Source organism: Leptospira paudalimensis, assembly GCF_026151345.1.
Lineage (GTDB): Bacteria > Spirochaetota > Leptospiria > Leptospirales > Leptospiraceae > Leptospira_A > Leptospira_A paudalimensis.
This window is the reverse complement of the sequence record NZ_JAMQPR010000001.1, coordinates 760,695-772,984: the sequence shown is the minus strand read 5'-3', so window position 1 is coordinate 772,984 and position 12,290 is coordinate 760,695. Positions and strand designations below refer to the sequence as shown.

The following is a 12,290-nucleotide window of genomic DNA, read 5'->3' as shown; positions in this document are numbered from 1 at the left end:
AATTACCATCTGGTTCGGTTTCATTTCTGAAATTGTGACCTTTAGACTCAAGATGCAAGAGAGCCATGTGTTATGACTAACTCTTTTTTAGAAGAGTGAGATTGCTTTTCTCTAGAATTTGAAAAAAAGATAAGGCAAAGGTTCGACACAATTTGTCCGATTCGATCGAAACGGAGGAATATACAAGTATGAATTGATCCACTTTGACGACAGTTTGTTTGGATTGTTATATCCTTAGAGCATAAAGAGGTGCTCTATGTCATTTGTTTGTTTACCCAATCCTATGTTTCAAACTAACGTTGTTACCGATTTTTCACCCATCCATTTGAGTTCTCAATCGAATTCTAATCAGACAAATGATGAGAAAAATCTATTATTACAAGGAAACATTTATTACCATAGCCAACTTTCCATTTCAGTTTCTGTAGCTGATATGGCATTTTACTGGAAACGTTGTGACGTTTTGTCCAACTTCATTTCTCAATTTTACTTTCACTCTTTTGAATCTAAACAACTTGATAAAAATACGATTTCAACGGTGATCAATGAACTAGTTGAAAATGCTGCAAAATATTCGGACAAAGAAGAGAGTAAAATCCAAATTGAGATTAAAGATTTAGGAAACCAATTGAGAATCGAAGTGAAAAATAAAATCACTCCATGGATGAAGGCAATTTTTGAAAATAAAATTCAGACAATCCAAACCCATGATATCAATGATTTATACTTCGAAGCTCTCGAAGCACATCACAAAGGGATTCCCAATTTTGGTTTGGGATTATTACGTTTGCTTCAGGATTACCAACTCCCTCTCGCGTATGAGTTTACAAAACTAGAAGGAAATGAATTTGAAATCACAATGAGAGCTCATCTTTTCATTTCTGAAACTGAAACTCTCTAAGGATAATTTTTTGTTACGGTAACAACAAGATGATACAAGTTTCTTCCATGTGACTGATATCACATGGATTTTAAGATCTCAAAAAATCCAGGGAAACTTGTGTCGACCCAACTTGTATCATCAAAAGTGAGGTCTACACCAGTAAGTTTAGAAAGGATGGCAAAACTCATTGCAATACGGTGGTCCATAAAGGTTTCGATTTTTGTTTTTTGGATGGAACTTACTTCACCAAACTCATATCCATCCTTTACTTCTTTCACCTGAATTCCTAGTTTTTCCAAATTAGAAACCATAGAATGGATACGATCTGATTCTTTGGCTCTCAGTTCTTCTGCATGAGAAATTTGGAATCCACCTTCTGAAAAAAGCCCTGCAACGGTTAAAATGGGAATTTCATCAATGATGGAGGGAATCAAATCTTCGGTGATGACAGTCCGTTTGAGTTTAGATGGATACACTAATAAATCACCTATCTCCTCACCACATTCCACTCGTTTGGCGACAATTTCAATTTTACCACCCATGTTTTGCAAAACAGTGATGATTCCAATTCGAGATGGATTGAGTCCGATATTTTTGATGAGAAGAGGTTCACTCCCTCCCCCACATAAACCAAACACAATAAAAAATGCAGCACTTGAAATATCACCAGGGATCACATACTTGGCCCCTTCAAAAAAATAGGGAGGTTTTACGGTAAAGTGAATGGGAGAATGGTGGATGATGTTTCCTCCAAGGAAACGAATCATATTTTCAGTATGGTCTCTTGATACTTCTGATTCCTTGTAATCAATCGAGATATCAGATGACAAAGCTGCAAGGACAAGGGCACTTTTAATTTGTGCCGAAGCAATGGGACTTTGGTAGGAATAGTCTTTTAATTGTTTTCCTTGTACCAAAAGTGGTGCCCTGTCGTTTCCCTCAGCAGAACGAATGTCAGCTCCCATTTCTTTTAATGGGTTCATAATCCTCGCCATGGGCCGTTTGCAAAGAGAGGCATCTCCTGTGAGGGTCGCTTGGATTTGTGGGAGACCTGCCAATAAACCTGCTGAGAGTCGGATCCCAGTCCCTGCATTCCCGAAATCCAAAACCCCCTGGGGAGACTTGAGATTCTGTTTGCCTGGACTTTCGACTGAGTAACTTCCCTTTCCGAGGGATGAGACAGAAAGTCCCATTGATTCAAAACAATGTAAGGTATGAAGTGGGTCTTCTCCTTCTAAAAAGCCATGGATTTCGGATTTCCCTTGGGAGAGGGCGCAAAAAAGCACAGAACGATGAGAGATCGACTTATCACCTGGGACATAAATTTCTTTTTTCGCATTTAATTTGAATTGTGGCTGCAACATGTTGTATTTTTCTAAAAAGTATTTTGCAATTTGGCGCTTCTTTATTAGCGTTTGTCGGAAACCTAAGTTTCCTTTACGAACAACCAAATGCCTCTAGATACCAGTAAAAATAACCAAAAGATCCCAGTCAATCCAGGTGAAGTCCTTTTCATCGGAGGTAAGGCCTCAACTTCCATGAACATCCTCCATGAGGGTTCGGTACGAGTTGAGACCACACTCGGCGACACAAGCATTGTTTTGTACAGTTTGGAAGGAGCCAATTTAACACCAGGAATCTTTGCCTTACTCGAAGGAACACCTTATCCTTATACCATTCGTGCGAAAACTTCATGTGTTGTATCCACCTATGTCATGAACCAACCAAATGCCAAAAAAACGCTCACTACGAAAGTATCTGTTGGCGTTATGGCAGTTCGAACCCTTCTCAAAGAAATCGGCGAACTTTACAAACGGGTATTATCCATCAAAGGACTTTCTTCCAAGTTTGAACAAACGATGGATAACTTGGGTGCCGTGTATTATATTTTGAATCCATCTATCTTTTCTGATGTTACACCAGGAGCGATGATCACTCGAGATGAAAACATCATTGATCCTGTGATGAAACTCATCCGAAACAATTTAGCTGGTTTCCAAGAACACGGTGGGATGTTACCTGACAAACCAACAATTAACTTTTTAGAAGAAGACCACGGCGAATTTTTTGAAAAGGATTATAGTGAATCCATCGAATGGAATGATGCAGAATTCCATTTCATTCGTAAAATTTTATCTGTGAATCCTAAAATTTCACAGGCTTTGTTTGAAGCCGATCCAACTCTTTTACAAAGTGCTGCAGAAAGTTACGTAAAAACATACCGCGAGTTATTCGAACTCCTTAGCAAAGAAACCTATGATTTATCAGAAATGATGAATTCTATGTTTGTTGGAGAAAATGCACTACTTGAAAAATTTAATCTAACATTAGATTTATTTAATACTGGTTATTCTACAATTCCTTCTACTGTATTACTTCCCATTACCGAGTGGGCATTAAAAAAATCCAAATCACTTTTAGATGAATACAAACAAATTTTTGGAACTAATTACGCAAGTGTTGGGAATAGTTTAGACAAACTCGAATCAAAACAATCGGAACTTACTGCTAAGTATGGACATGAACTGAATGCACAGAAAAACAAAGAGGAAGCCATTGCACAAGGTGGAGATCCAATCCGAGCAGGAATTGATACCAAAGCTTTAAAAGTGGAACTTCTCAACTCTGCAAGCCAAATCCTAAACTACTCACAAGCAGATCCGGAAGCAGTCAAAGAGTTTTCAACCTTAATGGTAAAACTGAAGTCCTTCAAAAACCCACTCGATCCAGAACCGGACAATCGTAAAATCCGAAGGACAATTGCCAAAACATATTGGGATGTGTATAAAAAATCTTTCACAAAATGGTTACAATCAGGGAAACAGGCTCCCAAAGCCGTTGAACTCATGTTACGTTATGGATACTTTGACGAAACCTTACTCGATGATGGCCATATCGTAGAACTAGTAGGTAGATTGTACCAACCGGGTGGGAATCCAAGTGCCCCGATCCATCACGGTACTGATTGGTTAGAAAAGATCTATTCTAGAGAAGTTCCGACTTCCGTGGATGAACTAGGACAAACATTTTTCGAAAAATTAAAAATGGATCTCAAAGACTCTGGGATCAAATCCGAAAAAGACATCCCACCAGATTATGATACTGGGGATGCAAGACTTGGTTCTGAAATTTCTTCCATGTATGAACCTAACGTACGTTTGACATCAGGAAACATTGCAAGTCACTTCCCAATTCTCACAAAATACCACATCACCATTCCTTTGGAAAAATGTTTTGTTTCCAAAGATGATGTAGAAAAAGCACTACAATACATTTTAGGGATTGATTATACAGCCTTCAATCGTGAGGTCATTTACCGAAACGAAGACATTGGAATCAAAAACGAGTTTATCCAAAGGTCAATCATTCCTGATTTTATCCTCGTTCCTTCCATTGGTCCCAAAATCATGATGTGGCAAGACCTTTCTATTTTCCGTGGAGCAGGATCAAAGGAATCAAGAGGACGAATTTGTATCCCACATTTTGTAACAGGTGACCTCAAAACCTTTATGTTGGAAGCAATCGCTGCCTTCCGTTGGGAACTTTGTAAAAATATCCTTGGACCAGACTGGAATAACGTAGGGATTCCATCGATCACCGCAGATTACACCGATTATGTGCAGTTTTATAAAAAAAGTAAGGACCTTTCTCCAGAACTCAAAGAAAAAATTTCATCAGAGTTCAAACGGTTCCGTACTGACCGCGATAAATTTGCCTATGATTATTCTTTATGGATCCGGTATGAAGCAGAAGGGGTACAACGTGTCAACCGAGTGGTACGTTCTATTTTTTACCGTCATATCCCATTTCATAAAAATATACGGGAAAAAATATCATCACAACCTGCGTATGCAGAACTCCATAACCGTTTCAAAAATATCCGTACACGCCAACACAAAGAATTTGAAAACAAGTACAAAAAGTACATGGATGCCAGCGGTAACTTACCAAAAGAACTGTATGAAAATTTAACTTTCTACGAAGTTTAATCCTTGCCAGATTCCATAAATGCAACATGATTGCGTTTATGGAATCCATTCAAACCTTTGGCATAGCCATTATCGGGGGGAGTTTTTCTGGACTCTCAGCTGCTCTATCCCTTGTCCGCTCCTTAAGAAATATAGTGGTCATTGACTCTGGGAAACCTTGTAACCAAAATACACCTGCTTCGCATAACTTCATCACTCATGATGGAAGAAATCCAAAGTTAATACGCGAAAAAACCATTCTCGACTTATCGAAGTATCCCAATTTCCATTCTATATTTGGTGAAGTGCAATCTATTGGAAAATCGGAAAAAGGATTTTTAATAAAAGGTGACGGGATTCCAGAGATCCATACAGAAAAAATAATTTTTGCCACTGGACTCAAAGATGTATTACCCGAGATACCTGGTTTTGCAGAATCTTGGGGCAAATCAATTCTTCATTGTCCTTATTGTCATGGATATGAATTTGTAGGTAAAACAACAGGGTTATGGATGAATGAAAACGGAGTATTCGAACATTCTAAATTTCTAAAACATTGGACTAAAGAATTAACAGTTTATACTAATGGTCCGATTCAATTTTCGAAGGAAGAAGAAATCAAACTAGAAAAAGAAGGAATCAGTTTCATTACAGAAAAGGTCAAAACACTGATCCATAAGGAAGGCCAATTAACATCGATTCAGTTTGTATCAGGTAAGGAAATTCCTATCGATGCTCTTTATGCACGTGTCCAAATGGTACAACATTCTTCATTACCAGAATCCTTAGGTTGCAAAATGTTACCAAGTGGCCACTTGGAAGTTTCCAATTTTTATGAAACGAATGTTCCGGGAGTTTATGCAGTTGGTGATATGGCGTCTATATTCCGATCAGTGGCACATGCTGTCCATTCAGGAAACATTGCAGGTGCCATGTTAAATCGTGCTATGATTTTGTCTTAATTAGACTTCTTCGACAAAATATGGTCTTGTGTATTCGCGGACGATCTCTACCACAAATCTTCCCCATGATTTTGGGTCTTCTTGTGAGATGTTCACTTGTTTGATTTTGGGAAAATAAGCGGTTGGTTTGAAAACGGAATGGGTAAGTTCCAAGGCTCGAAGGTAATTGTCCAAACGTTTTACTTTCACAAAGTTGATGATTTCGGTTTGGATTTTTTCTTTTGGCAAATACCCAACGATGATCATACGAGGGAATAGGTTTTTTTTGAGAAGGCCAATGAAGTCTTCAAAACTATCCACTCGGTCAATAAAACCTTCATAAGCACCGCCACCCAAGTTCATGATTTGGGTAACAATGTCCATAGAAAAGGAAACTCCTTCCATGGTAGACATATCAGAAATGATCACAAGTCCCTCATCTGGTTGGAACACTTTGAACATATCAGCACCTTTGAAGTGCCTTCTGAGCAGTTTGGCTGCGGAAACATCAATTTCCTGTGCCTTAGCGAGTAACACCTTTCCCTGTGGGTCTAAAATGGGGTCTCGGGTGATGAGATACCGCTTTTTCACGGCATTTTGGTTCATAACTCGAAAGGCCTTTACTTTTTCCTCAATTTCATCTAAGGTAGAGTAACCAATTTTGAGTACGTTTTCCCGTTTGCGTTTCCCGATGTCTGTTTCTTCCATGAAAGCTTGGTGCCTAAATCTTTGTATTGCTTATCCTATGGCAATTCTACCAATGTATAGCATATTTTTGTCTAAGGTATAAAATGCGGTTCAATTTTTACCCAATCCTATTCCTAGTCGTGTTTTTTGGATGTTCTTCCGTGGATTTTATCCCAGAACCTGATTTTCGTCCAAATGATCATCGTTATAAGGTATCTTCCTGGCAAGATGTGGAAATCCTAAGAGAAAGGCCCAAAAAACTCTTTAAAATCGTGGGAGAGGTCATCATTCGCAATACAGAAGATTTAACTTGGGAAGAATATGAACCTAGGCTTAAAAAAGATATGTATGCGAGAAAAATTGATGGTGTGTGGATGACAGAAAAGAACCAAACCTCAATTGATACACTTTCCGTACAAACGATGGACCAAAAAGGAAGGACGACACACTCCTACCTCCAACAATCTAACTTACCATACTGGAAAGGATATGCCTTTCGGTATCGATAATCATATGCCAAGAAAATTTGATTCTGAAATCTATATCTCACCAGCCGACGAATGGATTTTTCGCGGAAACCCAATTGATAAAGAAGAAATCCTTACCTACTTTCGCAATAACCTGCATGGAAATGAAAAAGGTGTCTACATTGAAAATACCTTTGGTGAACTTTCAGAACATGGGTACATTAAAATTGATGGTTTCCCTTGCCATGTATTACACGTGGAAGTGACAGAAGGGGAAATCTCCTTTATCACCGATGATGGACGGAGTTATCTCTTTGGTGAGTTTGAAATTTATGAAACTAAGGACGGTGGAATTTTGGGACTCAGGTCCAATGAAGAAAGGATCAAATACCGTTTCACTTGGAATGCCGCCAAAGAATTGTCTGATTTGTTAATAGAGGAAGATGGTTTGACCTATTTGGATTGGAAAGGGGTTAAAATGCAAATTCCAATGTATGAGGGAGAGGTAACGGTTCCCCTCCCCACTGACTACAGTTAATTGGAAGGAGCTTCTTCGTCCGCTTTTAATTCACGCCAAAGTTCATTTGCTTCTAAAAAATCTTTTTTTAAGGAAAGAGCTTTGTGTAAGTACTGTAAGGATCTTTCTGGACGGTTCCAAAGTTTATACAAAGTTGCAAGGTTAAAATAGGAAATGTGAGGTGCATCGTTTCGTTCACATCGTACTGATTTTTTTAACCAATACACGGCTTCTTTGTCATTACCCATACGTAGGAGTAAAACACCGATTTCATTGCATGGATTTCCATATTCATGGTCCAAACTCACGGCTTTGTAATAAGAAGCCAATGCATCACTCCAGGATCCAAGAGCGTTTTGGACAAGTCCCAAGTAAAAATAGGCTTCCTCTGATTCTTCCAATTCTAAACTGGAACGAAGGTGGAATTCGGCACGGTCTAAATCACCGATTTTAAAATGGTCTTTTGCTAAATCTAAAGAAAGTTGGAAAGAACTTGAAGACAAAGAGATCCTCACCTGTTTTCTTTCATTCTCGGAAACCTTAAAAATCTCCTTGAAAACTTATTTTTTATTTTTGCAAACTTTGCAATAAATCATCAGCAATTTGAGACGCAGTCAATCGGTAATGCTTTAAAATTTGGTTTCTTTCCCCGTGGTGGATTGGTTCCAAAGGAAGGGCAAATGTTTTCAAGAACTTACCAATAAGATGATTTGGAATTTCGTTCAAAAGATAACCAGATGCGCCCGCGTGGAGGTAACTTTCGTCCAAAATTACAAATTGTTTGGTCGATTCGATGCATTTGTGGACCAAGTCCGAGTCATAAGGGCGTAACCAAAAAAGATCGACAACTGTAGTTGTGATCCCTTTTGATTTAAGGATCTCTGCTACTTGTTTGGCAATGGGTAACATAAATCCAAGAGATAATATAAGCAAATCTTTACCTTCAGATACAAGCCTTGCTTTCCCTTTGTTGACTTGGTTTGGTGACTCAAACTTTAACTCACGTAAGTCGCCATTGTCTTTAGGGAAACGAATCGCAATTGGATGTTCCGTATAATCTTTCATAAAATGAAGGCTATCTATGATGTCCTGTGCTGAACTTGGAACCATGATGTCCATATTAGGAAGCCCAGCTAAGTAACCTAAGTCAGACAAACCTTGGTGGGTTTCGCCGTCAGGTCCTACGATACCAGCACGATCGATGACAAAACGGACAGGTAAGTTCATAAGTGATACATCTTCCACCAATTGGTCCATCGCTCTCGTTAAAAACGTAGAATAAATGCACATAAAAGGAATCGCACCACCGTTTGTCATCGCTCCCGCGAAGGCGACTGAGTGTTGTTCGGCGATACCTACGTCAAAAGTATGGTTGGGATAGGTTTCCTGATAATCACGTAACCCGGAACCTTCGATCATTGCAGGTGTAATCACTGCAATCCGTTTGTCCTTGTTTGTTAAATCAATGAGAGTTTTTCCTACGATTTTGGAGAGTCCAATTTTATTGGCATCTGCAGATGCCATTTTACCAGACTCTTTGTTAAATGGTGTCACACCATGGTATTTGATCGGATCGGCTTCAGCAGGTTTGTATCCTTTTCCTTTTTGTGTGAGAACATGGAGAAGGATTGGCCCTTGGATTTTGGATAGGTTTTGTAACATTTGAACCACTCGGTTCACATCATGACCATCGATGGGACCAAAGTAAGTGAACCCAAGGTCTTCAAAAAGTCCACCTGGACGCATCATAAAATGTTTAAACGATGTTTCCATATTATGGGCTAATGCTTGTAAGGCTGGACCAATCAAAGGGATCCATTTTAAAAAACCATAAAATGCAGTTTTGCCCTTATTATAAACCTGAGACGATATGATACGATTGAGATAATTGGAAATAGAACCAACATTTTTGGAAATGGACATATAATTGTCATTTAGGATGACAAGCATATTCGGTTTGATATGACCACCATGGTTCATGGCTTCGAGTGCCATACCTGTTGCAATTGATGCATCACCGATGACTGCGGCAACTTTGTAATTCTCACCCATGAGATCACGTGCACATGCTTCTCCTAAGGCTTGGGAAATGGATGTACCTGCATGTCCAGTGTTGTATAAATCGTATTCGGATTCTTCACGTTTCGGAAATCCAGAGAGACCTAACCATTTGCGGACAGTAGGCAGTTCTTTTTTTCGTCCAGTCAGGATTTTATGAGGGTAAGTTTGGTGGCCAACATCCCAGATGATTTTGTCTTTGGGGGTTTGGAAGACGTAGTGGAGAGCGACTGTGAGTTCCACTACCCCGAGGTTACTAGCAAAATGCCCTCCCACGTCCGAGAGGGTGTCGATGATGTATTCCCTGACGTCATGGCAGACGGCAGGGAGGTCTGTTTCCTTTAGGTTTCTAAGGTCTTCTGGGAAATTGATTTTGTCGAGATATGGGTACGATGGCATTGAAACTTCATGTTGCCGCCTTTTGGAGAGGCCGCTTCATTTTCTCCATATCTTCTGGGTTTGTGATTCCAAGCAATTCGTAAATCCGAACAGGTTGGGTTTTTCCTTTTACACGCACCAAATCAAGTTCTCTTGTCACAACTCGGTCTTTCACTTTTTCATAGGTGTATTCCGAGATGATGATATTTGTGGTGTACATTTTATTGGAACCTTCCAAACGGGATCCTAAGTTGATTGTATCACCCATACAAGTGTATTCCATCCTATGAGATGATCCCATGTTTCCCACAACAGCAGGGCCAGAATTGAGACCACAACCAATGTCGATCACAGGGACATTTCGTTCTGCCCATTTTTGTTGCAGCACCTTTAAATGGTCGAGCTGTGCAAGGGCTGCCACACAAGCATAATAAGCATGGTCTTCCAATGGAACGGGAGCACCCCAGAATGCCATGATCGCATCCCCCATGTATTTATCGATGGTTCCCTTGTATTCAATGATGATGTCCGTCATGGCAGAAAGATACTCATTGAGTAACTTCACCAAATCTTCTGGTCCCAATTGTTCAGAGATGGTTGTGAACCCACGTACGTCTGAGAAAAAAATAGTGATTTCTCGTTTGGATCCACCAAGAGCTAAATTGTCAGGGTGTTTAAGGAGTTCATCCACAACGTCTTTGGATACGAATTTGGAGAAGGTTTGACGAATGTATTTTACGTTTTCTTCTTCCGTTAAAATTCTAAATCCAATGATGGCAACAAAGACAACTATCTGTTCAATAGTAACAGATGGCAATACTGTGATGAGATTGAAAGTTTGGAAAATATAAAGAGCAGCGATTACATACAATAACAACTGCGTTAACATAATGGCAAAACCAATGTGTGTTTTAACACGTGGTTGCAAAAATCCAATCATCACACCAAGGCCAACATAAATCAAAAAGATTACCCAGTTTGGCATTGTGGACAAAAAATCCTGGTTTAAGATTGTGTTCACTGCATGAGCGTGGTGTTCAATTCCCGACATATCACCAAACGGAGATAAGTGGGAGTCCTTAGAAGCTCCACGACCAGTCGCATAGTACATTGCTACGAGAAAAATTTTATTGTTAATCTGGTTTGCTTCGAGTAATTCTGGATTCCAATCATTTGTGACTTCAAAGATTTCATTTTGTTTGAATGAATACCTTCCTCCCACATAATTGATTTCCATTTGCCCTTCCCAATCAATGGGAATCACCACTTCTCTTTTTTCGTTTGGAATGTGCATCACATCACGTTCTTCAAACTTACGAGCTTTCACATTGAATTCGCGAATGATTTTGTTTGGGATATTTTTCAATTTTACATAATGTCCCATGTTCACTTCTACATCATTTTGAACATTGATACCATAGTATTGGCAAACAATGAGTAAGTCAATGGATGGGAAGTATTCTGTTTCTCTATCTCGTCCTGAATTATAAACTTTCACCACAAGAGGCATTTTGCGGTTCAATCCTGACTCATCTTTTTTGACATTCGCAAAACCGAGACCAGCCGATAATTCACCGATTGGTTCGATTGGAGGTTGCGGAAATTTTACCCAGGATATTCCACCATCATTTTCATCGATGACATTCTTTAATTGAAACTTACGTAAGATATCAATCCGTTTTTCAAGATTGAGGACAGCTTCCTTGGATTCCGCACTGACTTCCATAGGGTAGTCAAATAAAACATTGCGATTCTTTTGCAATGCAGTGACCATCTCTTCTGTTTGGCCGGGTTTGTAATCCACGAAGAAAATATCGAACATGAGAATGTTGTTTGAGTCTTTAAATGTTTCTATGATATCAGCATAATAACTCCAAGGAAGTGGCCAAGTACCTTGTAACTTTTCAAGTGATTCAGTTGTGATACCAATGATGTTGATATCCTTTCTTGCTTTTGCTGGAGGGTTATACTGAATGTATTCGATACGGCCAGTATCTCCCTCACTTTCTGTTTTTGTATTGGATCCACGTAAAAACTGGAAACGAAATGAAATAGAATTTTCTTCTAACTCTTTGAGAGGTTGGAATGTATTTACCATCGTATACATAAAGATCGCAATTACATAGGATAACCAAATGGCACCTGACTTTTGTTTGTCTTTGGAAACCTTTTCAATGATTTTGTAAACAAAATAGGAAGAAGTGAGGAGTAAAAGCATCCCACCAATCAGGAAGGAATATTCATATACCCATCCTGTCATGACAACAGATACGATCACACCGAGTGACCCAAGGGTGGCAACAGCAATGCTGAGGTAATCCAAAATCGAAAGCGATTTTGATTCTTTGTCGGACATAGAGCCTCTTTATTCGTTTAGGAATTTCCGACCAT

10 protein-coding genes are annotated in these 12,290 nt (G+C 39.2%); 5 read left to right on the top strand and 5 right to left on the bottom strand.

Annotated elements, in window-relative coordinates; translation table 11 throughout:
- Positions 1-256: 256 nt before the first annotated feature.
- Positions 257-901 carry a slr1658 superfamily regulator gene (locus ND855_RS03570; protein ID WP_265357221.1) on the top strand — a complete coding sequence of 215 codons (645 nt, stop codon included), beginning with the start codon at positions 257-259 and terminating at the stop codon, positions 899-901.
- Between the two features lie 59 nt (positions 902-960).
- Here ND855_RS03570 and aroA read toward each other — a convergent pair whose 3' ends face one another.
- Complete coding sequence (gene aroA / locus ND855_RS03565) at positions 961-2,247, bottom strand: 3-phosphoshikimate 1-carboxyvinyltransferase (protein ID WP_265357220.1); 1,287 nt, start codon at positions 2,245-2,247, stop codon at positions 961-963.
- Between the two features lie 87 nt (positions 2,248-2,334).
- On the opposite strand from aroA, the gene ND855_RS03560 reads away from it, so the two are divergent.
- Together ND855_RS03560 and ND855_RS03555 are read left to right on the top strand one after the other, a co-directional pair.
- Positions 2,335-4,872 carry a cyclic nucleotide-binding domain-containing protein gene (locus ND855_RS03560; RefSeq protein ID WP_265357219.1) on the top strand — a complete coding sequence of 846 codons (2,538 nt, stop codon included), beginning with the start codon at positions 2,335-2,337 and terminating at the stop codon, positions 4,870-4,872.
- A 38-nt stretch (positions 4,873-4,910) separates the two neighbouring features.
- Positions 4,911-5,813 (top strand): NAD(P)/FAD-dependent oxidoreductase, encoded by a 903-nt coding sequence (locus ND855_RS03555; RefSeq protein ID WP_265357218.1) that lies wholly within the window; start codon positions 4,911-4,913, stop codon positions 5,811-5,813.
- Here the strand turns inward: ND855_RS03555 and ND855_RS03550 are convergent, their stop codons facing one another.
- Positions 5,814-6,500, bottom strand: a complete 687-nt coding sequence (locus ND855_RS03550) for a hypothetical protein (RefSeq protein ID WP_100717704.1) — start codon at positions 6,498-6,500, stop codon at positions 5,814-5,816.
- Positions 6,501-6,583: 83 nt separating this feature from the next.
- Between ND855_RS03550 and ND855_RS03545 the strand changes: the two genes are divergently transcribed.
- Together ND855_RS03545 and ND855_RS03540 are read left to right on the top strand one after the other, a co-directional pair.
- Complete coding sequence (locus ND855_RS03545) at positions 6,584-6,988, top strand: hypothetical protein (protein WP_108959338.1); 405 nt, start codon at positions 6,584-6,586, stop codon at positions 6,986-6,988.
- Complete coding sequence (locus ND855_RS03540; protein WP_265357217.1) at positions 6,969-7,484, top strand: hypothetical protein; 516 nt, start codon at positions 6,969-6,971, stop codon at positions 7,482-7,484. Before ND855_RS03545 ends, ND855_RS03540 begins: the two co-directional genes overlap by 20 nt.
- Here ND855_RS03540 and ND855_RS03535 read toward each other — a convergent pair.
- The 3 genes from ND855_RS03535 to ND855_RS03525 form a co-directional block, all read right to left on the bottom strand.
- Complete coding sequence (locus ND855_RS03535; protein WP_100717701.1) at positions 7,481-7,966, bottom strand: tetratricopeptide repeat protein; 486 nt, start codon at positions 7,964-7,966, stop codon at positions 7,481-7,483. The genes ND855_RS03540 and ND855_RS03535 overlap by 4 nt on opposite strands.
- Positions 7,967-8,030: 64 nt before the next feature.
- The gene (dxs, locus tag ND855_RS03530; protein WP_265357216.1) at positions 8,031-9,920 is read right to left on the bottom strand and encodes a 1-deoxy-D-xylulose-5-phosphate synthase; all 1,890 of its coding nucleotides are present in this window, start codon (positions 9,918-9,920) and stop codon (positions 8,031-8,033) included.
- 7 nt (positions 9,921-9,927) lie between these two features.
- The gene (locus ND855_RS03525) at positions 9,928-12,255 is read right to left on the bottom strand and encodes an adenylate/guanylate cyclase domain-containing protein (protein ID WP_265357215.1); all 2,328 of its coding nucleotides are present in this window, start codon (positions 12,253-12,255) and stop codon (positions 9,928-9,930) included.
- Positions 12,256-12,290: the final 35 nt, after the last annotated feature.

What these genes read in the sequence shown, in the direction of transcription:
- ND855_RS03540 (WP_265357217.1), top strand. Translation starts at nt 6,969, where the DNA reads ATGCCTTTCGGTATCGATAATCATATGCCAAGAAAATTTGATTCTGAA.
- ND855_RS03570 (WP_265357221.1), top strand. Translation starts at nt 257, where the DNA reads ATGTCATTTGTTTGTTTACCCAATCCTATGTTTCAAACTAACGTTGTT.
- dxs (WP_265357216.1), bottom strand. Translation starts at nt 9,920, where the DNA reads ATGCCATCGTACCCATATCTCGACAAAATCAATTTCCCAGAAGACCTT.
- ND855_RS03545 (WP_108959338.1), top strand. Translation starts at nt 6,584, where the DNA reads ATGCGGTTCAATTTTTACCCAATCCTATTCCTAGTCGTGTTTTTTGGA.
- ND855_RS03550 (WP_100717704.1), bottom strand. Translation starts at nt 6,500, where the DNA reads ATGGAAGAAACAGACATCGGGAAACGCAAACGGGAAAACGTACTCAAA.
- ND855_RS03560 (WP_265357219.1), top strand. Translation starts at nt 2,335, where the DNA reads ATGCCTCTAGATACCAGTAAAAATAACCAAAAGATCCCAGTCAATCCA.
- ND855_RS03525 (WP_265357215.1), bottom strand. Translation starts at nt 12,255, where the DNA reads ATGTCCGACAAAGAATCAAAATCGCTTTCGATTTTGGATTACCTCAGC.
- ND855_RS03555 (WP_265357218.1), top strand. Translation starts at nt 4,911, where the DNA reads ATGGAATCCATTCAAACCTTTGGCATAGCCATTATCGGGGGGAGTTTT.
- aroA (WP_265357220.1), bottom strand. Translation starts at nt 2,247, where the DNA reads ATGTTGCAGCCACAATTCAAATTAAATGCGAAAAAAGAAATTTATGTC.